This is a genomic window from Desulfotalea psychrophila LSv54 (genome assembly GCF_000025945.1).
Lineage (GTDB): Bacteria > Desulfobacterota > Desulfobulbia > Desulfobulbales > Desulfocapsaceae > Desulfotalea > Desulfotalea psychrophila.
In genome coordinates this window covers 1,066,274-1,090,389 of the sequence record NC_006138.1, presented here as the reverse complement: position 1 = coordinate 1,090,389, position 24,116 = coordinate 1,066,274, and the positions used below count along the sequence as shown (strand labels likewise).

Here is a 24,116-nt window from a genome sequence, read left to right as displayed (position 1 = left end):
GCTATGTGAGAGAAATTTTAACTTCAGGACGCCTCTGAGATGATCTCTCTTCATCGGAACTCAAAAGCATAAAAATTGTCGTGGGCCCAATTCGGCCGATAAACATTGCCAGCATAACAATAACCTTACCCATGCCATCAAGAAGTGGCGTGGCCCCCAAGGTCAGGCCGACAGTACTCAGGGCAGAGGTCACCTCAAAGACAATATCTCTGGCAAAAATTTGTTGCGTTGTCGTAAGCATTAAAACAAGAAAGAACCAGACTATCATCCCGGAAATAATAACTGTTATTGCCCGAAATATTGTCGAGGGAGAAATAACTCGTCCCTGAAAGATGACATGATGACGGTTTGTTATATTTCTCCAGAAAGTAATTGCCAAGATTCCGATGCTTACAGTTTTCACTCCGCCCGCCGTACTCCCTGGACTGCCACCAATAAACATTAAAAAAAGCATAACCAAAAAGCTTGAGCTACACAGATGAGCAAATTCAATAGAGTTAAAGCCCGCAGTTCTAAGAGATGCAGACTGAAACCAAGCGTTATTAATCTTATCAAAGATAGAGAGACCCGCCAGGGCACCATTCCACTCAAAGGCAAGGATAAAGAAGGTGCCTGTAAAAAGGAGGGCAAGACTGGTTATCAGGGCAATACGTGCGGGTATAGAGATAGCCTTCCCCCTCAGCCAACTTGGTATTATCAGGCTTGTTGCCGGGGCAAGCCCGCCCAGGATGATGAGAATTGCCACAAGGTGAAGAACAAAGGGATTTGTCTGATAGGAGACAAGACTATCACTCTGCAGGGCAAAACCGGCATTACAAAAGGCAGAGATGGCCGTAAATATGCCCCGCCAAATAGCAAGCAGAGGAGTGTCCCCCGTACAGTAAAAGACAAGGGCAAGCAGAGATGCCCCCACCCCCTCTACCACAAAGGTGAACTTGAGGATTGTGCTCAGTGATTCCAGTAAACCTTGACTACCGCTATCGGCTATCGAGGTCAAAATTCGCTCCTGCTTGAGACTCAGGCGGCGCCCCATGGCATGCAGGGCAACGGCTGTAATACTCATAATGCCCAAGCCACCAAATTGAATGAGAAGGAGAATGGCAATCTGTCCCCACAGGCTAAAATCAGTCGCCGTATCAAGCACCGTAAGCCCCGTTACGCAGACGGCACTGACGGAGGTGAAGGCCGCGTCAAGAAGACCGACGCCCCCCGCCTCTGTTGCAAAAGGGAAACTGAGAAGAAAGGTACCAAAAACAGAGAGGCTCAGAAAACTGACCAAGAGGATACGAGCAGGATGATCAAATAGCACCTCCCACCACAACTCTCTGCGGCCACCAAGAAAATTACCTCGCGGCAGAACCACAAGGGTGAGGATATTCAAAAAAAGAATAAGGGTTGCTATATTACCCATACCAAAAAAACAGGCAGAGAGGGCAACAGAAAGGCCGGTGAAGAGAGTAAAACAGAGATACGACGTTGACCTCTTACTGAGAGCGGCCAAAAACAGCAACAACTGGGCCATAGCAAAAGAGAAGAGGACAATATAGAGATAAGGACCTCCCACAGAGGCAGGCATGAGCAAGTCTAGCAGGACAAGAAACATGACCACAAAAGATGCCCACCATGCTCTTTGCGTGTATCTTACAAAGGCCTCCGGATACAGGTTGACACCTCCATCCCCTCTAAAATCCAAGAGAAAGAAAACGATGCCAATGTAAATAATGGCAGCGGGCAGGGCGACAAAGGGATCTGCAAGGACATGGAAAAAAATAAGGGCAAGGATCGCCGCAGAGCAGATCAGACCAAAAAACTTGCCAAGAAGAGGTCTTCTATGCAGAGAGAAGGCACAGATAAGAGAGGAGCAAGAGGCAAGTAGGGCAAGATAAAAACGCCAATTCCCCCCAATCATTTCGGCCCTGTCAAAAAGCAGAAGGGGTAACGGAAAGAGGACCAGAGAGGCCCCCTCTAAGCCAAAACGGGACAGAGACGAATAAAAATGTTCAGCGACCTTCATCCAACCCTCTACAGCTATACTATTTTTTATAAAAACAATGACCCTTTGGCAACAGAATTTGACTGAACCTTAACCCCCAGGGTCAATCGAAGTCGCACATTGTAGCCGTGAAAAAACACTTTGGCAACACTCGGTTAAAAGTCACTCCATCCTGAGCTTGCACCATAAAAAAACATCACTTTTTCTTAAAAAAAACCTCTTCTCTGGACAAAACCCACTTTATCCGGCTATTTTAGCATCTATCAGAGAACATCTTAAGAATTACCCTTTACCCAAAACCCTATGGCGGGGGAGCATCCATGAAAACATTCATCTGGGACGAAAACTTTACAACAGGAATAAGCGACATCGACAAGCAACACCATCATATTATTGATATAATAAATGAATTTGCCTTTGCCTTTAGTCAAAACAGCATAAATAAAGACTTTATCTTACGCGTTTCAAAAGAACTTACCACCTATGGGGTAGATCACTTTAAAACAGAAGAAGAAATCATGCTGGCCGCAAAGCTAGACCCTCGTTACACCTCTAAACATATAGCCGCACATAATGATTTTAGCCAAGAAATAGAAGCGATTACCGCCAACCTTGGCCTTACAGACAAAGAAAATTTTCGGCAAATACTAAATTTCCTCATTCATTGGTTGAGTTATCATATACTCAACGATGATCAAAGCATGGCCAGACAGATAGCCTCCATAGAAGAGGGCACAACACCCGCAGAGGCCTATAGACAAGAGCAAGAGCTAAAAATGCAGTCTACCGAGCCACTCCTCCTGGCCCTCAACCATCTCTTTGAAACAGTCTCTCAACGCAACAAAGAACTGAATCTACTCAACCAAGACCTCGAACAGAAGGTACGGGAGCGAACGGAAGAACTACAACAGGCCAACAGAGGCCTGGAAAAGATCTCTCTAACCGATCCTCTCACGGAACTTGCCAATAGACGTCATGCCATGAAGCAAATACACCTGCTTTGGGATGAGGCAAAAATCACCGAACAACCCCTCTGCTGTTTTATGGTAGACGTGGATTATTTTAAGACGGTGAATGACAGTTATGGACACGATGCGGGTGATCTTGTCCTGAAAAATATTGCCAAGGTACTTGTTGCCTCGGTCCGGGACAGGGACACTGTCTGCCGAATTGGCGGAGATGAATTTTTTATCATTTGCCCCCAAACAGATCTAACAACAGGGATGACAATTGCCCAAAGAATCAGGCTAAATATATCCCAAACAAAAACAACCTTTGGCAATAATTATTGGCAGGGATCCGTCAGCATTGGTGTTGCCACTAATAGCGAAGAGATCAGTGACGTCAATGCCCTGTTCAAGGCGGCCGATGAAGGCGCCTATATGGCAAAGAGCGATGGTAGAAACTGCGTTCGTTTTAAAACGGAACGGTGAGCCCTGAGGGGTTCACCATATCGTCTCTCTGTAACTATCAAATTGGCGGGGCTATGGTTACCAAAATGCGCATCTGGTTCGTTGCCCTTACCCCATGAGGCTCCCGTATCTCTGAGATGAGAATATCTCCCTGCCGAGCCGGAATCTCTGCACCGTCACCGCCAAGAAAAAATCCCTCGCCAGCAAGCACCTGAATGGAGAGTTCCCCATCAAGATCATGGGAGTGCACAGGAAAGGTTACCCCCGCATCGAGGTTAAAATTGATAATTTTAAAATTAGGTGAGTCTTCCACCAAGAAAAAACGATTCATAATATTTGGAGAAAAGCTATCTGTGCTATCAAGGTTTATCACTTTCATAAAATCTCCTTTAAGGATTAAATTTGATGCAACTCCTTTACTTATAGCAGAAATTTCCCAACAGATCTTTGATTCAGGTCAATTTCCAGCAAAGTTCCAACAGCTCCATGCACTGAAATAGCCACACATCCATCAGATTTCCCTATCTCTTGCCACAACATATACATAAAAACTATGGGTGTGATCTACCTTTTTAGCTTACCTATAGAGTCCTGAGGAAATTCCTAAAAAAGATAACTTTTTCACCAAAGCCCCCTGTACAAGGAGTCGGGATGAAACTATATTTCAACTGCCCTAAAACAGGTGTCTGCTTTTCAAGTAGCCACTACTCTCTAATGAAGGGGTATACCATTATCACCACGGCAGATGGAGAACGTCAGCTACAGGGAGAGGTAGTCCTAAAATCGCCCTGCCCATCCTGTGGCGAAAAACACTCTTACCAAATAAAAGACATCATGTGTCCTGCAACAAGGAGTAGAGATGAAGATTGAAAAAATTCGACTCACAGCCAAAGTAAAAGGTGGCGGCTGAGCGTCCAAAATATCTCCAGGGGACCTGGATGGAGTACTATGCGGAATTGATTTTCCCACCAATAAAAACGTGCTTGTCGGTATGGCTACAGCCGACGATGCAGGTGTATATAAGGTTTCAGATGAGTTGGCGCTCATTCAAACCCTTGATTTTTTCACCCCCATTGTCGACGACCCATATGACTTTGGTCGTATTGCAGCAGCCAATGCCCTCTCCGATGTCTATGCCATGGGAGGTGTGCCTCAAACAGCCATGAACATTGTCGCCTATCCAATGAAGACATTGGGCAGAGAACCACTGCGGGAGATGCTTGCCGGTGGCTCGGCCATGTTAAGGGAGGCCAACACCGTCCTCCTCGGAGGACACAGCGTTGAAGATGAAGAGCTCAAATATGGCCTCTCGGTTACAGGATTTGTCCATCCGGACAAGATTCTTGCCAACCAGGGACTACGGACCGGTGATGTTCTGATTCTGACCAAGGCAATTGGTACAGGAATCCTCAATACCGCCATAAAGGCAAGACTTGCCTCAAAGGAGACGATAGAGGAGCTCACCGAACTAATGGTGACCCTGAACAAGAAACCTGCCGAGATCATGCGAGAATTTAATATTTCCGCCTGCACCGACATCACGGGATTCGGCCTGCTTGGCCATATTGCGGAAATGATTGATGGCAGTGATAAATCTATCACCATTCAGTCTCAAAACGTACCGATCCTCAATCAGGCCCACCATTTCGCTTCCATGGGTCTTGTGCCCATTGGAGCCCATAATAACCGGGCTTTCAGGAAGGAGATGATGCAGATACCCAAGGCTTTTGATCCTGTCCTGCGCGATATCCTCTTTGACCCCCAGACTTCGGGTGGTCTGCTCATTGGCTGTGCAGAAGAGGATGGCCCGTCCCTGGTGAGAAGACTACAAGATGCAGGTGTTAAAGACGCCCAAATAATTGGCTTTGTCACTGAAAACAGAGCAAATATCATTCAGATTTCATAGAGGATTTACCATGAGTACAACAATAGATGCATGTGGTCTGCCCTGCCCCGGCCCTGTCCTGCTCGCCAAGGATGCCATCGAGCAGCCAGGCAATGATCAACTCACCATCCTGCTTGACAATCAGGCCTCGGAGGAAAATGTAAGCCGTTTTCTCCAATCCCAGGGATTTCAGGTGGAGACGGGCAAGAGGGGAGAGATTTTCGAGGTTCGGGCAACCAGAAGTGGAGAATTTGTTGCAAGTAGCCTCACAGCCCCCGACAAGCAGGAGGCTGGAGAGCAAAAGATTGTGGTCATGATCACATCTGAATATCTTGGTGCAGGCGACAAGCTATTGGGGGAAAAACTGATGATCAGCTTCATCAAGACCCTCAAGGAGATGGGACCGGATCTTTGGCAGCTTATCTTTGTCAATGGCGGGGTTAAACTGACGCTTGCCTCTTCTCCCGTTCTCCGGGAGCTACAGGAATACGAGAGGGCTGGAACCATCGTTCTCGCCTGTGGCACCTGCCTGGAACATTTTGGCCTTATGCCAGAAAAAGAGGTGGGCTCAGCAACCAATATGCTTGATATTGTTAGCGCAACCCAGCTTGCCGACAAGGTAATCACAATATCCTAGCGGGACAAAGAAAGGTGGCCTCTACGGCCACCTCCCCCTCCTGCTAATCCCGCAGATCTCTATCGGCAATAACAAAGTATCTTGGATCATCAACCTTTTCAATAATCAAGGCCTGATATTTACTATTATTGGTATTGAGAAGTTTTTTACAGTCATCACTGAGATGCTTAAGCATCACCTTCTTTCCTTCCCTCTGATATTTTTCTATCACCGTTGAAATTGCCTCCACCCCCGAGAAATCAGAAACCCGAGACTCCATAAAATCAATCTCTACATTTTGCGGGTCACCCTTGGCATCAAATTTAGAGGTAAATGCCTGGCAGGAGGCAAAAAACAGAGGCCCCCATATCTCATAGACCTTAGTGCCATTCTCTTTGATATGTTTACGGGCACGAATACGCAGGGCATTTTCCCAAGAGAAGACCAAGGCAGACATGATAATCCCAACAAAGACGGCTATGGCAAGATCAAAGATAACGGTAAGAGCAGAAACAGCAATAAGGACAAAGGCATCGCTTCGAGGGATCTTAGGAATGATGCGCAGGCTTGACCAGGCAAATGTACCGATCACCACCATAAACATAATTCCCGTCAAAGCGGCAATGGGAACCATCTCTATATAGGTAGAGGCAAAGAGAATAAAACAGAGCAGGGAGAGGGCAGCGACAATACCGGAGGTTCTGCCACGCGCGCCAGCATTAACGTTGATCATGGATTGGCCGATCATGGCACAACCGCCCATACCACCAAAAAGACCCGTCACTATATTGGCACAGCCCTGAGCGATACACTCCCGATTACTATTGCCACGGGTTTCGGTAATCTCATCGAGAAGGTTAAGGGTCAAAAGTGATTCAATCAGACCTACACCGGCAAGAAGGAAGGCATAGGGGGCAATAAAGATCAGAGTATCCAAGGTAAAGGGAATTATGGAAAACAGTTCCAGCTGAAAACTCGGCAGAACTCCCCCTAATCCCTCACCACCACCATCACGGATAAAAGAGCCCACGGTGGGCACATCCAGTTTACAGACAATGGTGATAAAACTGATTACCAAAATAGCGGTAAGGGCTGCTGGTAGTTGCCTATTCAGCTTGGGGAGGAAATACATTATCGCCATGGTTGTACCGACAAGAGCCAGCATGGTGAGCATATTGGGACCATGGAGCCAGACGGAAACGCCACCGTCAACGGTTTTGAACATATTCAGCTGAGAGAGAAAAATAACAATGGCAAGACCATTAACAAATCCCAGCATTACCGGATGGGGAACCAAACGGATAAATTTACCCAGCTTGAAAAATCCAGCCATGGCCTGAAAGCATCCCATGAGAATAACGGTAACAAAAAGATAGTAGAGCCCCATTCCTACCACAGGATTGGCCATTGCAAGACCCATGGCATTACCCTCCTGCACCAGAGAAACCATAATAACGGCAAGGGCTCCGGTGGCTCCTGAAATCATTCCGGGACGACCACCAAAAATCGAGGTAATAAGCCCAACCATAAAGGCCGCGTAAAGTCCCACCAAGGGGTCAATGCCTGCCACAAAAGAGAATGCTACAGCCTCGGGCACGAGAGCCAGGGCAACGGTAATACCTGAGGTTATCTCGGTTCGGAGATTCGCAGTGGTTTTTTGAATGAGTTCAATCATCTTTTTTTCTCTATGATATTGAAAGGACATAAAAAAACAGGTACAACCACCACAAGGAGAGTCGTACCTGTTTTAAAAGAAAGCTTTTCTTAGTCCCTAGGAGAGGGGGTGCCTCTTTTATTATTTTTGCCGAAGAATAGCAAGAAAAAAAAGGCATGACATCTTTTTATCTCTTCTTCTTTGTACTCTTTTTCCCGAATGGGTTATAAGTTCGGTAGTCGTTTATTGGCCACTCCACCTCTTCGTAAAAAACACCCTAAACGTTCGTGACATTCCATGGAAGCAGAATTACAAGAAATATATGATTTCATATCTCAATACCCGCCCTTTAACTCCCTACCGGAAGAGGCCTTGACCAGGGCCACAAAACATACTGAAATTGCCTATTACCGGGCAGGCAGTACAATTTTTAATTACGGCGAATCAATCTTCCACCTCTATATGATGCGTAGTGGAGCTGTGGAGGTGTCCCGAAGAAAGGGAGAGCTCTATAATAGATTAGAGCAAGGCGATATCTTCGGTCAACTGGCCCTGCTGATGAAAAACAAGGTACGCTTTCCGGCCAAGGCCATCGAGGACACCCTGCTCTACCTCTTTCCGGAAGAAATTTTTTCCGAGTTCTGTGATCAATATGAACATTTTTCAGATTTTGTCGAAGTAGAAGACGTCACCCGCCTCAGGCAGGCAGTTTCCACCTCCAACGCAGCCAGCGACCTCACCACCTCCAAGGTAGTGACCTTGCTGACCCGGGAGGCGGTGATGATCGCCCATGATCAAACCATACAGCAGGCAGCTAGAACCATGGCAGCAGAGAATGTCTCCGCCATACTTATCAGCCCTCCCGAAAACACGTCTGAAGATGATGAGCCTTTTGCCGGCATCATCACCGATAGAGATTTATGCTCCCGAGTACTTGCCGAAGGAGTTTCCAGTGACACAGCCGTCAGCAAGGTTATGTCGACGGATCTCATATTCCTAGACAGTAACGCCTATGTCTTTGAGGCAATGCTGACCATGTTGCGTAATAACATTCATCACCTGCCAGTACTGCGTAACAAAACACCAATCGGCATTATTGAAATCACCGACATCGTTCGTTATGAGTCACAGAATAGCCTCCTGCTGGTCAGCAGTATATTCCTCCAATCATCACGAGAAGAACTGATCAACCTCTCTGCCCAGGTAAAAGATTGCTTTGTCCGAATGGTCAACGAAGATGCAAACTCCCATATGGTGGGCACGGCAATGGCAGTTATCGGTAGGAGCTTCATCCAGCGCCTTGCTGAACTGGCTGAAGAGGAACTAGGTAACCCTCCCATCCCCTACTGTTTTCTGACCATGGGTTCCATGGCCCGCGACGAACAGCTGATAGTTACCGATCAGGACAATGCAATTATCCTCGACGACAGCTATAATCCGGAAAAACACGGTCCGTATTTTGAAAAACTCGCCCAGTATATCTGCGATGCCCTCACCTCCTGTGGCTATGAATCCTGTGCCGGCGAAATCATGGCCACCAACCCTGAATGGCGCAAGACTCGCAGTGACTGGGAAGAGTGCTTTGGTGATTGGATAGATGCGCCAAACCCTCTCGCACTCCTCCACAGCTGTATTTTCTTCGACCTCGATGGTGTTTGTGGCCAAACAAAATGGGCCGACCAGCTGAATCGATTCATCTCCAGAAAGGCTCGAAACAATAAACGTTTTCTCTCCTGTCTGGCCAGAAATGCCCTGCGCAGAACACCTCCTCTTGGCTTTTTCAAAACCTTCGTTATGGAAAAAGATGGTCAACATAAAAACTCTATGAATCTAAAGCGGCGGGGGACAGCACCTCTTGCTGATCTTATTCGAGTACATGCCCTCGCCATCGGCTCACCTGCCCAAAATTCCTTTGAGAGGCTGGATGACATCATTGAAGCGGGAATACTACCAGAGGGTCGGGGCGCTGATCTGCGAGATGCAATGGAATTTATCTCCATGGTACGTCTACGCCATCAGGCATATGATATCGAAGCACAGATGGAGGCCGACAATAATATTGAACCTGAAAACATGTCTGATTTTGAGCGACGCAACCTCAAAGATGCCTTCCAAATACTAAGTAACGCCCAAAATTATATTAAATTTCATTACCAACAAAACAGCCTGAAATAAATGATGCCATCTTTTAAAAAAAGCAGACCCCGTGACTGGCCCAGTATACTTGCTGAGAAGGCAAAAAAGGCCAAAGATCCAGGGTTGAAAAAATTTTACTCTGCCTACAACCTGGATGTGAATACCCCCCTGCAAGACATCCCCTTTGTTGCCCTCGACTTTGAGACAACGGGACTTGACCTGCAAAAAGACGGCATTCTCAGCATCGGACTCATCCCATTTGACACCCATCGTATTTACTGTAAAAAAGCTGCTTACTGGGTGATAAACCCCCATAGTCCTCTGGGGGAAGACTCTGTAATTATCCACGGTATTACCCATTCAGATATCAACAATGCACCAGGTCTGGGCAAGGTATGGCAAGAGGTACTCAATGAACTTGCCGGCAAGATTGTGGTTGTCCACTACAGAGAAATAGAGAGAAAATTCCTGGACAAGGCTCTCCATGAGTTGCTCGGGGAAGGAATCGCTTTTCCCGTTATTGATACCATGCAGATAGAGTCCATAATTCAGCAGAAAAAAAGGGGGGGCCTGTGGAACTGGTTGAAGGGGCGACATCCGGAGTCCATCCGCTTAGCAAATAGCAGAAGTCGCTACGGGCTGCCACACTACCAAGTGCATCACGCCCTCACCGATGCCATTGCCACGGCAGAGCTCTTGCAGGCGCAGATTGCCCACCACTACTCTGACGAAACACCAATCTCCACTCTATGGCTCTAAGAAGAGATTGGATGCACCCACTCAGTTACAGTTTTCTCGGTTCTGTCCGAAGTCCTAAAATCAAACTCAAACACATAAATAAAATGATCACGGTGAAGGGCAGGGCAGTGCAAATTGCCCCTGCCTGCAGGGCTTGAATCGCCTCCGTGCCACCAACCCAGAGCAGAGCTGCAGCAATAGCGCCCTCGGTTAAGGCCCAAAAAACTCGCTGTGGGACCGGGGCTTCCACCTTACCCCCTGCTGTAATGCTATCAATGACCAGAGAGGCGGAATCCGACGAGGTAATAAAAAAGACCAGAACCAGAATAATACCTATGATGGAGAGAAAGTTACTAAAGGGCAGGACATCAAACATCTGAAACATTGCCAAGGGAACACTCTTTAAACCTTCTGTGCCCAAAGCTCCCACACCTCTAACCACCTGATCAATGGCTATTCCGCCAAAGGTCGACATCCAGACAAAGGTTACGAGAGTAGGGACAATAAGTACTGCTATAAGGAACTGACGAATTGTTCGCCCCTTGGAGACCCGCGCAATAAACATCCCCACACATGGTGACCAAGAGATCCACCAGGCCCAGTAAAAAACAGTCCAACCCTGAAACCAAGCCTGATCTTCACGACCGTGCGGATTACTGAGTGGAATAATATTTTCCAGATAGGCACCCATGGTTGTTGGCAGAGACTTTAAAACAACACCACCACCCAAAACAATCACTGCCACAAGCAAGAAAAAAGCAATTATCATGTTGATATTACTTAAAACCTTAACGCCACCCTCGATACCCCGGACAACAGATATTGTCGCCAGCAAGGTAACACCACAAATAACACCAATTTGCAGGCCAATGGTGTTCTCTAAACCAAAGACATTGTTAATTCCACTTGCTGCCTGCTGGGCACCCAGCCCCAGAGATGTAGCAAGACCAAAGAGGGTTGCCAAAACAGCGAGAATATCAACAATATGACCAGCCCAACCCCAGGCACGCTCTCCCAAAATAGGATAAAAGATGGAACGAATGGAGAGAGGCAAGCCCTTATTATAGGTAAAATAGGCAAGGGAGAGACCGACAACGGCATAGGTGGCCCAGGGGTGAAGTCCCCAATGAAACATAGTGGCACCCATGGCAAGGCGGGCAGCCTCAGGCGAATTAGGCACCACATTCAGGGGTGTCTTATACCAACCGGTAAAGTAAGCAACAGGTTCTGCAACACTCCAAAACATAAGACCAATGGCCATGCCAGCGGCAAAAAGCATAGCCAACCAGGAACAGACAGAGTAATCAGGCACAGCATCATCCCCACCTAGGCGGATTTTCCCATAGGGCGAGACAATAAGACCAAGGCAAAACAGGACAAAAATATTTACCGACCAGATAAATAGCAGATCAAAGTTCGCTATGATCTTCCACTTAACACCATCTAGCGCCATCTTTGCAGTATGTGGATCGCTGAAAAGTGTGGCAAGCAAAAACAATAGGATCAAACCGGCACTTACGCCAAAAACGATATTATGAACATCAAATCCCCATTTCTGGATGTTGTCCTGACCAATGGTATAGTCTGTTGTATCAATACTGTACTTCCCTCTACCCTGTTTCATGTATCCTCCATCTTGGTAATAAAGGGCCCAAGCAGAAAAAACATCTCCTCCAAAAGGCCCCCTGAGTGCATCATGTGAGGGCACGAGTCTACAACAATTAACGTTTTCTTGCAAATTCAGGGGAATAGGTTTCTCCCGTTCTCCCCGATAAAGGGCGATAAACAGAGTGAAATCTAGCTATAAACACAGGAAAACAGAAGGGGCTCTGCAAAAATCAAAAAAAAGCCACAGTAACAACAGACAGTAGTTACTGCAGCTCAGAAGTTCTTCTCTTAGATTTTAAACTTACCAACAATTTGATTCAACCCGTGGGCCATATTTTCGAGTTGTTGAGCACTACCGGCAATGTTGACACTCAGCCCGGAAATACCCTCTGCATCGTTATTCACCAGGGTGATATTTTCTGTAATCTCACCTGAGACAGCACTACTCTGACTCACATTCAAATTAACATCCTCAATACCTTCAGATGCCTGGAAAATATTATCGGCAATTTCTCTGGTTGCCGCCGACTGTTCTTCCACAGCCGTGGCAATAGCACCGACAATTTCATTCACCTCCTCAATAACCTTAGAAACATCTCCGATCTCAACAGCCGTGACCGAGGTCGTGTTCTGCACATCCTCAATCTGTAGCTTGATATTGAGGGTTGCAGCGGCAGTTTGCTTGGCCAACTCCTTAATCTCATTGGCAACCACGGCAAAGCCCTTGCCCGCTTCACCCGCCCGGGCAGCCTCAATAGTTGCATTCAGGGCAAGAAGATTCGTCTGTTCAGAAATCTCGGTGATAGTTTCTGTTACCTTACCAATAGCAACGGCTGAAGCGTTAAGCTCCTCCATTCTGGTGGAGGCCTGAGTTGACTGTTGAACGGCACTATCTGATATAGCCCTGGCGCTTTCTGCATTCTGGGCAATTTCATTAATGGTGGCAGTCATCTCCTCGGCAGCGGAAGCAACCATGGCTGTATTAGTTGCCGATTGCTCCATGGCTGCCGCCACATTGTTGAGATTAATGTTCATCTCTTCAGCGGCAGAGGCAACATTACTAGAACGCAGAGTGGTGTCTTTAGCGCTCCCTGTGAGTTCTACTGATATGCCCGTCAAACCTTCTGCCGCGACATTTACACCATCACTGTTCTCTTTAATTTGACCTATAATTTGACCTATAATTTTTTGCAGGTGCTCCACAAATGCATTGAACCAGTGGGCAAGTTCCCCCATCTCATCCTTGTTCTTAATTTGCAGGCGCATGGTTAAATCACCCTCACCCTGAGCAATATCTTTCAACATAGCTGCGGTATAAGAGATTGGTTTAATAATTGATCCTGCCAGGAAAAACCCCAACACAACAAAGAGACCAATCAGAAACAGGGAGATAGCAATGAGAATATTTGTAAGGCCCTTAGCCTCCTCCATCACCTCAGACTTAGCAATCATTCCCACAAACTTATATCCAAGCTGAGGAGATGTATAGACCGTTGCCAGAAATGTCTCTCCACTCTCTTCAAGCTCCATAGAGCCACTGCTCATGGTGGAAAGTTCCCGGTATGCGGGCAAATTAAGATCCCGAATCTCTTTAAAATTTTGATCTGGATGTTGAGGATTGGCAAGAACAACACCATCGCCCTGAACCAGAACAACAAAACCAGTTTTTCCTATTTTCATCTTATTAATCAGATCAGTCATGGCAGAGAGAGAAACATCAATACCGGCAACACCAACAGTTTGACCCGACATATCCTGAATCGGCCCCACCAGACTAAAAACGGCCTCTTGGGTGGAGATAGTCATATATGCAGGCGTAACAAAAACCTCATTTTTAGCAATGGCATCACGATACCACCCCCTCTGTCTGGGATCAAAACCTGCAGGCATAGCATTAAGCGATGAAGAGGCGTAACCACCATATTGAGTGCCCATATAGACCTCAAGGTAGGTGCTATTGGCCTGCTCTAATTGCTCAAAAAGCGCATGCGTTTCAACAGCTGTCTGGCCAAGGGCATTGAGATTAATCTGCTTTTTTATTGTAGTCTGAGTGTAATTGGGCAGGATTTCATCAAGATTACGAACAAGATGATTAGTACGTACAGCCTTTAAACTTGTGCCAACGCCATCTATAAAAAAATTAAAGCCATTGTCTATCTGTTGGAGCTCACGATTAGTCGCAGAAACAAATGAATTTACGGCATTCTTTTTAATATTGTAGACCAAAAAAGACGATAATATAAGAATCGGAATAAGGGATGTTGCAGCAAAAGCAAAAACCAGCTTTTGTTTGATCGAAAAATCTTTCATAATTTCCTCTAAAAATTTAAATTATCACATTAAACATGGAGCAAACGACCTGATTTTCTTCTTGAATCGAACGCATTACCACAATAACATTCATTCGCCCACTTATTTAATCGACCCTATTATCCTCCATAATGAGTCTTTTTTTCCTAACCGCAAAAGCCTAACCACCAACTCAAATATATTTTTCATAAACTATCTGCCAAGACTTACCTTTACCCATGGAAAGAGGTTAAAAAAAGTTTGACGACAAATAATGAACAACAGCTTACTCTTTTTTTAACAGAGTTGGCAAGCACCTATAGCAAAGACGCTACAGGCACTACCTCCAAGGATTTTTTTCTTCTCTTATATTTTAAATTTGCCAACAATTTCATTTAACTCATGGGCCATCTCTTCGAGTTGTTGAGCACTACCGGCAACGTTGACACTCAGCCCGGCAATACCCTCTGCATCGCTATTCACCAGGGTGATATTTTCTGTAATCTCACCTGAACCAGCAGAGCTTTGACTCACATTCACATTAACAGCCTCAATACCTTCAGATGCCTGGAAGATATTATCGGCAATTTCTCTGGTTGCCGCCGACTGCTCTTCCACAGCCGTGGCAATAGCACCAACAGTTTCATTGACCTTCTCGATGACCCTGGAGACATCACCAATCTCCACTGCCGTGACCGAGGTCGTGTTCTGCACATCCTCAATCTGTAGCTTGATATTGAGGGTTGCAGCGGCAGTTTGCTTGGCCAACTCCTTAATCTCATTGGCAACCACGGCAAAGCCCTTGCCCGCTTCACCCGCTCGGGCAGCCTCAATAGTTGCATTCAGGGCAAGAAGATTCGTCTGTTCAGAAATCTCGGTGATAGTTTCTGTTACCTTACCAATAGCAACGGCTGAAGCGTTAAGCTCCTCCATTCTGGTGGAGGCCTGAGTTGACTGTTGAACGGCACTATCTGATATAGCCCTGGCGCTTTCTGCATTCTGGGCAATTTCATTAATGGTGGCAGTCATCTGTTCGGCAGCGGAAGCAACCATGGCTGTATTAGTTGCCGATTGCTCCATGGCTGCCGCCACATTGTTGAGATTAATGTTCATCTCTTCAGCGGCAGAGGCAACATTACTAGAACGCAGAGTGGTGTCTTTAGCGCTCCCTGTGAGTTCTACTGATATGCCCGTCAAACCTTCTGCCGCGACATTTACACCATCACTGTTCTCTTTAATTTGACCTATAATTTTTTGCAGGTGCTCCACAAATGCATTGAACCAGTGGGCAAGTTCCCCCATCTCATCCTTGTTCTTAATTTGCAGGCGCATGGTTAAATCACCCTCACCCTGAGCAATATCTTTCAACATAGCTGCGGTATAAGAGATTGGTTTAATAATTGATCCTGCCAGGAAAAACCCCAACACAACAAAGAGACCAACCAAAAACAGGGAGATAGCAATGAGAATATTTGTAAGGCCCTTAGACTCCGCCATCACCTCAGATTTAGCAATCATTCCCACAAACTTATATCCAAGCTGAGGAGATGTATAGACCGTTGCCAAAAATGTCTCTCCACTCTCTTCAAGCTCCATAGAGCCGTTGCTCATGGTAAATATTTCCCTGTAACCGGGCAAATTAAGATCCCGAATCGCTTTAAAATTCTGTTCTGGATGTTGAGGATTGGCAAGAACAACTCCATCACCCTGAAGCAGAACAACAAAACCAGTTTTTCCTATTTTCATCTGGTGTATAAGATCTGTCATAACAGAGAGGGAGACATCAATCCCTACAGCTCCTACGGTTTGCCCAGACATATTTTTAATCGGCCCAGCCAGACTAAAAACAGCTTTTTGAGTTATAACAGACATATATGCTGGCGTCACACAGACCTCATTTTTGGCAAGGGCTTCACGATACCACCCCCTCTGCCTGGGATCAAAAGCAGCAGGAACACCGAGCGAAGAAGAGGCAAAGCCACCATACTGGGTCCCCATAAAAGCCTCAAGATAGGCCCCATCAGCCTGCTCCGACTGCCTAAAGAGCTCATGTATTGCCACAGCTCTTGGGTCCAGCACATTAAGATTAACCTGCTTTTTTACCGTGGTTTCTGTATAATTTGGTAACCTTACATCGAGATTACGCACAAGATTATTACTACTTATTGCCCTTATACTTGTGGCAACGCCCTCTATAAAAAATTTAAACCCATTATCTATCTGTTCAAGCTCACGATTAGTCGCAGAGACAAATGAATTTACGGCATTATTTTTAATGTTGTAGATTAAAAAAGAAGATAATATAATAATCGAAATAAGAGATGTTGCGGCAAAGGCAAAAACCAACTTCTGTTTAATTGAAAAATCTTTCATAATTTCCTCTAAAAATTTAAATTATCACATTAAATATGGAGCAAAGGATCTGATTTTATTCTTGAACTTAAAGAAACACTATAATAGCATTCATTGTTCCCACAAGTCTTATCGTCTTTATTCTGATTACCCAGAATCCCTGTTTTCCACTGCAACAACCTAACCAGAGAGAGTCCTATTTTGAAAATCACCGTACTCATGGATAACAATACACTTATTGATAAATACTTTTTAGCAGAGCCAGCGGTTTCCTATCTCATTGAGGAGTCAGGAGTAAAAATACTTTTTGACCTTGGCTACTCGGATGCCTTTATCCAAAATGGGCAAAAAATGGGAGAGGATCTCCTTGATATCAACTATATTGTTATCTCCCACGGCCATAACGACCATACAAGAGGCCTACAGCCGTTACTGGAGCATCTCCTGGACCAACCAGAGCAAGGCTTCCTCTCACCTAAAATCATTGCCCATCCAACTGTATTTGAACATAAGGAGTATGAAGGTGAATCAATAGGAGCAGATATTGATATGGCTGCGGTAAAAACTGCCTGCCAGCTCAACCTGCAGAAGAACCCCTTTTGGATCACTCCATCTCTGGTCTTCCTGGGAGAAATTGAAAGAAATAATGATTTTGAAAACAAAAGTCCGCTGGGAAAACACGGGGATGACAGAGCAGATGACTACCTTATGGATGACTCAGCACTCGTCTATAAGTCAAAGGATGGACTGGTTATTATTACCGGCTGCTCCCATTCAGGTATATGTAATATTATTGAATATGGCAAAAAGATCTGTGGTGAGGAGAGAATAGTGGATATCATTGGTGGCTTTCACCTCCTACAGCCAGATGAAAGACAGGACCAGGGAACACGAGATTATTTTCAACGGGCCAAAATTGCTCAGATGCATCCCTGCCACTGCACATCCCTGCAGTACAAGATCATCCTCTCCCACTATTCCAATATTGGCGAAATTGGCGTGTCCAAGGTCTTGGAGTATAACTAAGAGATTAGCTGTATTAATGAATAAGAAGATGAAATTTCAAACCTTTGCAAGAGGTTGCAAAGAAGAGTAAGGGGCTAGACTAACAGAATGGGATGGGCTTGAAACAGGTAGGCTTTGTCGGCGAGCAATGGATCGCGTAGCTGAACGCAGACAAGAACCAGCCGGGTACACCAGAGGCAAAAAGCCTCCCACACTACCGGGAAGGCTCTTATCAAGTAAAGCAATACCAATCTATTAAAGAACAACAACGTTGGCTGCTGCCGGGCCCTTAGGGCCTTGCTCGATATCGAAAGACACGCGGGTACCCTCTTGAAGGGTTTTGAAACCTTCTCCACTGATGCTACTGTAGTGTACGAAGAGATCATCGCCACCTTCTTGCTCGATAAAACCAAAACCTTTCGCGTCGTTAAACCATTTAACTGTTCCTTCAGCCATGACAAATCTCCTCTAATGAAGTTTCATAGTTCCAACCCCAGGTAGTACTTGTCATAGCGATGATTCTATATCTACACATATCTGACAACGTCTGTACCCCAAGTGCGAAACAAAGTAAGCAGTAAGGCTTACCACCGTAAAAAGCCAGATCAGGAAAAACCTATTTTTCCCCAACAGACCCTACAATATTTATTGTACTGAAAAGAAAATCCAAATCAAATTTTTTATTCCTTTTTTTGTTTTTTTTATAATCATAACAAGTTCATTGCTAAACAATCTCCACCCTAGCCCCATAAGTTTCCTGTAAAAAAGAGCAGGGCACAGCAGAATAAAAAGGGCGCCACCCACCCTAAACACTCTGTAGACAGATCCTGATTGCAATAAGGGCTGGTCAGCTACTTTTTGTGGGTAATGAGAAAAGAAAAACACGAATGCAAGGGCTGAACAAAAAAATATTGCCCTTTTATAAATCAACGAAAACCCCAGGGCTATGAATAGCGCCCGACAATAAAAAAATTATCCCACCGAATATGCAGACATTAAAGCACTCCATCGGCGCTTGCCAATCGGCAAAAAGTGGCCGGACAAGAAGTGTTTAGCAAAACCGAACAACAAGTATGGTATTTCGAAATTTCTTTTCAAAAGACAAAGATGTATACAGGAATCGTTCCACAGAAATTATTATACACAGCAGTTCAAAAACCTGTCTGTCACACACTTAAAAGTTAAAATGGTAGTGCCATGAAATCATTAATCGCTAAAAAAATATACTCTCTGTCCAGTGTTCTCTTTATTGGTTTAGCCACCGGCCTGGTAATGTTTGGAACCCCCATGGGGCTCACCCTTCTTTTCCCATAAAAAAAGACGATGAGACAGCAAAAAGCCAAACAGACTGTTTGGTTTTGGCAATTTTTCTCCCTGAAATAGGTATAAAATTTAGACAGTTCAAAGAGCGGCACTATGAAAAAATTAAGCGCTAAAAATACAAACTCCTTATCTGAAGTTCTCTTTACAGGTTGGACGGTTGGGTGTGCGACATGTGGAGGTCCAGAAGCATTAGCCGTGCTGAGCTCGTGATAAGAGAAGTCAGAAGCACTCTTGATCGGCAATGCCATAGAGCACAAAAGGCCCTCCTCAGAAATTTTTCTAAGGAGGGCCTTTAATTTTAATACACTATCTCAACAAATACACTCATTCCTCTGACGCCCCTATCCCACCCATAGCATTACAAAATCCACATTACGCCACCAGATAGATCCACTGCCAATTCGCTTTTTTCTTATTCCAGCAAGCCTAATTTCGCAGCAAGACACTTAGACTATCCGCACTATTATGGCAGGCCTTACTTTTAAGTTGACGAAGCATCTCATCCCCGCTATACTGCTCCACAGCTGTAAGGCCAGTCTAACATCTCGATTGGCATAACATTGAGTTCACAATTTAACCAGAGGATCTGCCATGCCTATTAGTATAAAACTGACCAATATTAAAAGAGGAAAAACCTACAAGGTGCCTGGTTTTAACCAAAGCCTATCAGACTACACTTGCCAGGAAACCGACTTTGCCCAAAGTACATCAGACTACGCCGCCAAGCTCTACAAAATGGGCTTTATTGAAGGCACACCAATAGAACTTGCCTCAGTCAATATTTCAGATCCCATCGTTATCCAAATACGTGGAAGTCGTGTTGCTCTAAGGAAAAATGAGGCCCAACAAATTTTAGTAACGGAGTGACAAGATGCACAAGATTGAACGAATTGCAATTGCCGGGGTCCCCAACTGTGGTAAAACTACCATCTTTAATCGCCTTACCGGCTCTCGACAAAAAGTTGGCAACTGGCCAGGCGTGACCGTAGAAAAGAAAGAGGGCACATTTCCCCTGCAGGGAAGCACGATAGAGTTAATTGATCTTCCAGGAACCTACAATTTAACCCCAGACTCGGAGGATCAAAAAGTTGCTGAACGGGTAATTCGTGAGGCAGAGTATGACATAATTCTCAATGTGGTGGATGCAACAAACCTTTCCCGCAACCTCTACCTTACCATGGATCTCAAGGAGAGAACAAACCAGATTATCATCCTCTTAAATATGCTTGATATGGCGGAAAGCGAAGGGCTACAGATAGATATAGACCAGCTGAGTAAAGATATTGGTCTTCCTGTTATTCCTGTCATAGGTATTGATAAGACCTCTGTAGCAAATGCCCTGAAACAAATTGAAAAATATGCAAACGAATTACCAAGCCATCATTCTCATGCCTCCCGGCAAGATATCTTCTCTACAGTTGAAAAATATAACTTTATCGATAAAATTTATGGTCGCATAGTCAGAGAAAAAAAAGATCGAAATGAAAATCTCACCAACCGGGTCGATAATATTGTCATGAATCGCTTTGCGGCTGTTCCTGTATTTTTAATATCAATGTTTATCACCTTTTGGTTTGCCATTGGGCTGGGGTCCGTATTCATTGATTTCTTTGATATCATAGGCGGACTGCTCTTTATTGATATTCCCAATAAATTACTCTCAGCAATTGGTAGTCCGGAGTGGGTCACCGTCATCCTGGCAACAGGGCTTGGAGCTGGCTTTCAGACCGTCGCCACCTTTATTCCCGTTGTCTTCTTTATGTTCCTTGCCCTCGCCATCCTGGAAGACCTTGGCTATATGGCCCGGGTCGGGGTAATGGCAGATCGTTTTATGAGAAAAATAGGACTGCCAGGCTCCGCCTTTATTCCCATGGTCGTGGGCTTTGGTTGCACCGTACCGGCTATTATGGCAACGAGAACCCTAACCAATAAGAAAGATCGGTTTATGACAATCTTCATGGCCCCATTTATGTCGTGTGGTGCCCGTCTGCCTGTCTACGCCCTCTTCTGTGCTGCTCTCTTCGGAGCCTACTCAGGGTTTGCCGTATTTATGATCTATATTTCCGGACTGATCATGGCTGTGGTCACTGGCTACTTTCTCAAAAACACCCTGTTCAAGGGGGCAACGTCCCATTTTGTTATAGACCTTCCCCTCTACCATACCCCTCGCCCAGGGTCTGTGCTGAAGAGTGCCTGGCTGAGAATGATGAACTTTATCAGAAGGGCAGGCAAAATTGTCGTTCTGGCTGTTTTTTTCCTCAGCATACTCAACTCCATCGGCATCAAAAATGGCCAGATCTCCTTTGGTAACGAAGACTCACAACACTCTGTACTGGCCCACAGCGGTAGAGCAATCTCACCCATTTTCGTTCCCATGGGAATCACAAAAGAAAATTGGCCGGCATCGGTGGCCCTCTTCACCGGTCTCTTTGCCAAGGAGGCCATTGTCGGCACCATCAACTCCCTCTACGCCACCATGGATGAGACAAATACTCAAGCTGTCAATCCAATGAGCGAAGATACCGAAGGAAGTCTACAGATAGGCGCAACCGTAGGCGAGGCATTCACCTCCATCAGCGATGGTTTTACTGGAATTATCAGCTCCTTTGATATACTGGGTATTGGTCTTATCTCAGAGGATAACGAGACCATCTCCGAGGAGATTGGTGCTAATGTGAGTGTCTACAACAACATAGCAGCCCGCTTTACCGTTTATTCTGCATTTGCCTACCTACTCTTTGTCCTTATGTATTTTCCCTGTCTTGCCGTTATAGGTGCTGCCAAACAGGAGATGGGTGGATTTTATGCAGGAGTTATGGCCACCTATTCAACCATGCTGGCATGGTCGGTGGCAACCCTCTTCTATCAGATTACCGAGGGCCATAGTATCGTATATATAGCGGTCTCGCTTCTTGTCCTCTGCTCTATCTATGGTGGCCTCTACCTCCTGGGCCAGCAGGAGAGAAGCAGTAAAAACATAATTTTCAACCCACCCATTGCCAGCAGTAATTAAAAGGCCTCTTACCACAATGCCTCCCTTGATCTGATCAAGAGAGGCATTTAGTCAACAGGATCTAACCAGACCCTTAACAGTTGTGTCAGGACATCCTTCTCTGCTTCTGCACATAATCGCCTATGGCATGCTGCAGGGTGGTTTCAGCCAATTGAGCACAGTGCAGATGACTATCGGGTAGATCTCCTACAATATCAATCACATGCATCATGTTAATTTTTCGCACCTCTTCTATAGTCTTCCCCTGAGCAAGCATCGCCGCTGCCTCAATACACTGCTGACTAATGGAGCAACCATCGGATGAATAACGAGTTTTTTCAACCCGGTCATCTCTGATGCGCAGGCTCATCTCCATGGTATCGCCACAATTCCCCACAACCTTGGCCGTTGCCTCAGGGCTGAGCATGGGCGAATTGGCCAAATAATAAAAGCCAAACCAACAGACAACAACAAGCAGTACCACTCCGACAGCCACAAAGATCCCAGAAAGTTCCATCCTCTTCCCCTTGATATAATATCCTTAAATAGTTGTATTTATGCATAGAGAAATACAACTCCATTTTCTATTATGCCTATGTCCCATCTTCATAGGGAAAGAGTGGCATGACATGAAATCCACCCCAACAGCTCATCGGTTAATTCTTATTAAGAATAAATTAACCAATAGCGGGAACTATGCCAAAACTAATTAATACTTGAGAGACAATAATAACAAGGCCCAGTAGACCAGTCAGCACCAAAGCGCCACCACCACCGGGTGCGCGATAAAAGCCCGATCCAGTGTATCTCTTACGTGCCACCTTTACCATAGCAACTGGAAGTAAAACAGCAAGAACAGCAAGGGCGATAGCAGCATAACCCAGGGCTGTAATAAATCCCTGTGGATAAAAAAGAGCAAAACCCAGAGGTGGCAAAAAGGTAATCAAAGCAATAAACAGACCTCCCCTCCCCTTACCCAGGCTATCACCCAGAAATTCAAAGAGACCTAGGCTTACGCCAAGAAAAGATGTTACCAGGGCAAGATCAGCAAAAATGGAAACAGCCCGGCCAATCTGGCTACTCTCTATTGAACCCGAAAGGGTCTTAACAAAGGCGGCCAGGTTTTGATTTTGCAAAAGTACTCCCTGGCTCAAGACACCAAGGGTTGTCAAAAGCCAGAGAATATAGATCAGCAAAGGAAGTGCTGAACCGATAATAAGTACTCTGCGCAGTGCCTTCATATCCAAATCAAGATAACGAACAACGGCAGGAATACTGCCATGAAAACCAAAGGAGGTAAATATAACAGGCAATGCCGAGAGAATAAGTCCCTGATGAATTGGCATGGTCACCAGATTAGCAGGATTTATACTGGGGGTAAGAAAGAAAAGCATAATCGCCAACACCACAATCTTTGCCGAAAAGAGTAGGCGGTTAACCATATCAACAGAACCGGTACCGAAGGTAACAACAGTTGCAACAATGACAGTAAAGAGAATAGTTCCCACTTCCTGTGGCACAGCCAAATGAAACCAATCAGTTAATTTTACGTTAAACTGTGCCCCACCGCCGGCAATATAGGCTGCACAGAGGGCATAAAACAAAAAAAGCATGGAAACAGTTGCCACCATATCTCCCCGCCTGCCCAAAAATTGACTGGCAAGAGTGTGAAGAGTTGCGTCCTTAGCGGCATGCTGATGCACCTCTAACATCAATAATGCCGTATATGACATAAGCAGCCACATAACCAATAAGATAATAAAAGAGGTAAAACAACCAAGCCCTGCCGAAGCCAGGGGAAGTGCTAACATCCCCGCACCGATACTTGTTCCTGCAATAATCAGGGTACTGCCCAGTACTTTTGAATTCTTCATGCGTCTAAGATCTTTTCTCCATGATTAACAGCCATACATGACCTTTCTTTTACAATAGATGTTCAAACAAAAATCATAGCTCGCGACGTGCAAAGCCATGACCCTTTATAGCAACAAAACTATCTATAATTATTATTACTTACCACAGTAACAAGATAACTATTCGCAAAAAAGAATCAAACAGAAAATACATTGGCAGACGAACATAAACAACTTAATCACCCATAAAGACAAAATAT

Annotated in this window: 18 protein-coding genes; 9 read left to right on the top strand and 9 right to left on the bottom strand. The window is 45.3% G+C overall.

Annotated elements, in window-relative coordinates; translation table 11 throughout:
• Position 1 precedes the first annotated feature (1 nt).
• On the bottom strand, positions 2–2,014 hold the full coding sequence (locus tag DP_RS04895; RefSeq protein ID WP_011188216.1) for a TrkH family potassium uptake protein: 2,013 nt from the start codon (positions 2,012–2,014) through the stop codon (positions 2–4).
• 299 nt (positions 2,015–2,313) lie between these two features.
• Between DP_RS04895 and DP_RS04890 the strand changes: the two genes are divergently transcribed.
• Positions 2,314–3,426 carry a GGDEF domain-containing protein gene (locus DP_RS04890; protein ID WP_011188215.1) on the top strand — a complete coding sequence of 371 codons (1,113 nt, stop codon included), beginning with the start codon at positions 2,314–2,316 and terminating at the stop codon, positions 3,424–3,426.
• 37 nt (positions 3,427–3,463) lie between these two features.
• Here DP_RS04890 and DP_RS04885 read toward each other — a convergent pair whose 3' ends face one another.
• Positions 3,464–3,784: a cupin domain-containing protein gene (locus tag DP_RS04885; protein WP_011188214.1), complete on the bottom strand. Its 321-nt coding sequence runs from the start codon at positions 3,782–3,784 to the stop codon at positions 3,464–3,466.
• Between the two features lie 272 nt (positions 3,785–4,056).
• Here DP_RS04885 and DP_RS17870 point away from each other — a divergent pair, with 272 nt between their 5' ends.
• From DP_RS17870 to yedF, 3 genes are read left to right on the top strand one after another with little or no spacing between them, the layout of a single operon-like run.
• On the top strand, positions 4,057–4,275 hold the full coding sequence (locus DP_RS17870; RefSeq protein ID WP_011188213.1) for a hypothetical protein: 219 nt from the start codon (positions 4,057–4,059) through the stop codon (positions 4,273–4,275).
• Positions 4,265–5,311: a selenide, water dikinase SelD gene (selD, locus tag DP_RS04880; RefSeq protein ID WP_083818934.1), complete on the top strand. Its 1,047-nt coding sequence runs from the start codon at positions 4,265–4,267 to the stop codon at positions 5,309–5,311. Before DP_RS17870 ends, selD begins: the two co-directional genes overlap by 11 nt.
• A gap of 10 nt (positions 5,312–5,321) precedes the next feature.
• Complete coding sequence (yedF, locus tag DP_RS04875) at positions 5,322–5,927, top strand: sulfurtransferase-like selenium metabolism protein YedF (protein WP_041277637.1); 606 nt, start codon at positions 5,322–5,324, stop codon at positions 5,925–5,927.
• Positions 5,928–5,970: 43 nt separating this feature from the next.
• On the opposite strand, the gene DP_RS04870 is transcribed toward yedF, so the two are convergent.
• Positions 5,971–7,581, bottom strand: a complete 1,611-nt coding sequence (locus DP_RS04870; protein WP_041277636.1) for a SulP family inorganic anion transporter — start codon at positions 7,579–7,581, stop codon at positions 5,971–5,973.
• Positions 7,582–7,857: 276 nt separating this feature from the next.
• Between DP_RS04870 and DP_RS04865 the strand changes: the two genes are divergently transcribed.
• The gene (locus DP_RS04865) at positions 7,858–9,735 is read left to right on the top strand and encodes a DUF294 nucleotidyltransferase-like domain-containing protein (RefSeq protein ID WP_011188209.1); all 1,878 of its coding nucleotides are present in this window, start codon (positions 7,858–7,860) and stop codon (positions 9,733–9,735) included.
• Positions 9,736–10,455 carry a 3'-5' exonuclease gene (locus DP_RS04860; protein ID WP_011188208.1) on the top strand — a complete coding sequence of 240 codons (720 nt, stop codon included), beginning with the start codon at positions 9,736–9,738 and terminating at the stop codon, positions 10,453–10,455.
• Positions 10,456–10,480: 25 nt separating this feature from the next.
• Here the strand turns inward: DP_RS04860 and DP_RS04855 are convergent, their stop codons facing one another.
• The 3 genes from DP_RS04855 to DP_RS16650 form a co-directional block, all read right to left on the bottom strand.
• Complete coding sequence (locus DP_RS04855; RefSeq protein WP_041277635.1) at positions 10,481–12,058, bottom strand: BCCT family transporter; 1,578 nt, start codon at positions 12,056–12,058, stop codon at positions 10,481–10,483.
• A 272-nt stretch (positions 12,059–12,330) separates the two neighbouring features.
• Positions 12,331–14,352: a methyl-accepting chemotaxis protein gene (locus tag DP_RS16655; RefSeq protein ID WP_011188206.1), complete on the bottom strand. Its 2,022-nt coding sequence runs from the start codon at positions 14,350–14,352 to the stop codon at positions 12,331–12,333.
• A 345-nt stretch (positions 14,353–14,697) separates the two neighbouring features.
• On the bottom strand, positions 14,698–16,704 hold the full coding sequence (locus DP_RS16650; protein ID WP_011188205.1) for a methyl-accepting chemotaxis protein: 2,007 nt from the start codon (positions 16,702–16,704) through the stop codon (positions 14,698–14,700).
• A gap of 180 nt (positions 16,705–16,884) precedes the next feature.
• Between DP_RS16650 and DP_RS04840 the strand changes: the two genes are divergently transcribed.
• Positions 16,885–17,709: an MBL fold metallo-hydrolase gene (locus DP_RS04840; protein ID WP_011188204.1), complete on the top strand. Its 825-nt coding sequence runs from the start codon at positions 16,885–16,887 to the stop codon at positions 17,707–17,709.
• A 234-nt stretch (positions 17,710–17,943) separates the two neighbouring features.
• Here DP_RS04840 and DP_RS04835 read toward each other — a convergent pair whose 3' ends face one another.
• Positions 17,944–18,144 (bottom strand): cold-shock protein, encoded by a 201-nt coding sequence (locus DP_RS04835; RefSeq protein WP_011188203.1) that lies wholly within the window; start codon positions 18,142–18,144, stop codon positions 17,944–17,946.
• A gap of 1,458 nt (positions 18,145–19,602) precedes the next feature.
• On the opposite strand from DP_RS04835, the gene DP_RS04820 reads away from it, so the two are divergent.
• Positions 19,603–19,878: a FeoA family protein gene (locus DP_RS04820; protein WP_011188202.1), complete on the top strand. Its 276-nt coding sequence runs from the start codon at positions 19,603–19,605 to the stop codon at positions 19,876–19,878.
• Between the two features lie 4 nt (positions 19,879–19,882).
• On the top strand, positions 19,883–22,024 hold the full coding sequence (feoB, locus tag DP_RS04815; RefSeq protein ID WP_011188201.1) for a ferrous iron transport protein B: 2,142 nt from the start codon (positions 19,883–19,885) through the stop codon (positions 22,022–22,024).
• Positions 22,025–22,109: 85 nt separating this feature from the next.
• Here feoB and DP_RS04810 read toward each other — a convergent pair whose 3' ends face one another.
• Both DP_RS04810 and DP_RS04805 read right to left on the bottom strand, forming a co-directional pair.
• Positions 22,110–22,520 (bottom strand): iron-sulfur cluster assembly scaffold protein, encoded by a 411-nt coding sequence (locus tag DP_RS04810; RefSeq protein ID WP_011188200.1) that lies wholly within the window; start codon positions 22,518–22,520, stop codon positions 22,110–22,112.
• Positions 22,521–22,680: 160 nt separating this feature from the next.
• Positions 22,681–23,877 carry an aromatic amino acid transport family protein gene (locus DP_RS04805; RefSeq protein ID WP_011188199.1) on the bottom strand — a complete coding sequence of 399 codons (1,197 nt, stop codon included), beginning with the start codon at positions 23,875–23,877 and terminating at the stop codon, positions 22,681–22,683.
• Positions 23,878–24,116: the final 239 nt, after the last annotated feature.

Excerpts from the sequence above, each read along its gene's own strand:
- DP_RS04895 (WP_011188216.1), bottom strand. The coding sequence starts at position 2,014 with ATGAAGGTCGCTGAACATTTTTATTCGTCTCTGTCCCGTTTTGGCTTA.
- DP_RS04890 (WP_011188215.1), top strand. The coding sequence starts at position 2,314 with ATGAAAACATTCATCTGGGACGAAAACTTTACAACAGGAATAAGCGAC.
- DP_RS04885 (WP_011188214.1), bottom strand. The coding sequence starts at position 3,784 with ATGAAAGTGATAAACCTTGATAGCACAGATAGCTTTTCTCCAAATATT.
- DP_RS17870 (WP_011188213.1), top strand. The coding sequence starts at position 4,057 with ATGAAACTATATTTCAACTGCCCTAAAACAGGTGTCTGCTTTTCAAGT.
- yedF (WP_041277637.1), top strand. The coding sequence starts at position 5,322 with ATGAGTACAACAATAGATGCATGTGGTCTGCCCTGCCCCGGCCCTGTC.
- DP_RS04870 (WP_041277636.1), bottom strand. The coding sequence starts at position 7,581 with ATGATTGAACTCATTCAAAAAACCACTGCGAATCTCCGAACCGAGATA.
- DP_RS04865 (WP_011188209.1), top strand. The coding sequence starts at position 7,858 with ATGGAAGCAGAATTACAAGAAATATATGATTTCATATCTCAATACCCG.
- DP_RS04860 (WP_011188208.1), top strand. The coding sequence starts at position 9,736 with ATGATGCCATCTTTTAAAAAAAGCAGACCCCGTGACTGGCCCAGTATA.
- DP_RS04855 (WP_041277635.1), bottom strand. The coding sequence starts at position 12,058 with ATGAAACAGGGTAGAGGGAAGTACAGTATTGATACAACAGACTATACC.
- DP_RS16655 (WP_011188206.1), bottom strand. The coding sequence starts at position 14,352 with ATGAAAGATTTTTCGATCAAACAAAAGCTGGTTTTTGCTTTTGCTGCA.
- DP_RS16650 (WP_011188205.1), bottom strand. The coding sequence starts at position 16,704 with ATGAAAGATTTTTCAATTAAACAGAAGTTGGTTTTTGCCTTTGCCGCA.
- DP_RS04835 (WP_011188203.1), bottom strand. The coding sequence starts at position 18,144 with ATGGCTGAAGGAACAGTTAAATGGTTTAACGACGCGAAAGGTTTTGGT.
- DP_RS04820 (WP_011188202.1), top strand. The coding sequence starts at position 19,603 with ATGCCTATTAGTATAAAACTGACCAATATTAAAAGAGGAAAAACCTAC.
- feoB (WP_011188201.1), top strand. The coding sequence starts at position 19,883 with ATGCACAAGATTGAACGAATTGCAATTGCCGGGGTCCCCAACTGTGGT.
- DP_RS04810 (WP_011188200.1), bottom strand. The coding sequence starts at position 22,520 with ATGGAACTTTCTGGGATCTTTGTGGCTGTCGGAGTGGTACTGCTTGTT.
- DP_RS04805 (WP_011188199.1), bottom strand. The coding sequence starts at position 23,877 with ATGAAGAATTCAAAAGTACTGGGCAGTACCCTGATTATTGCAGGAACA.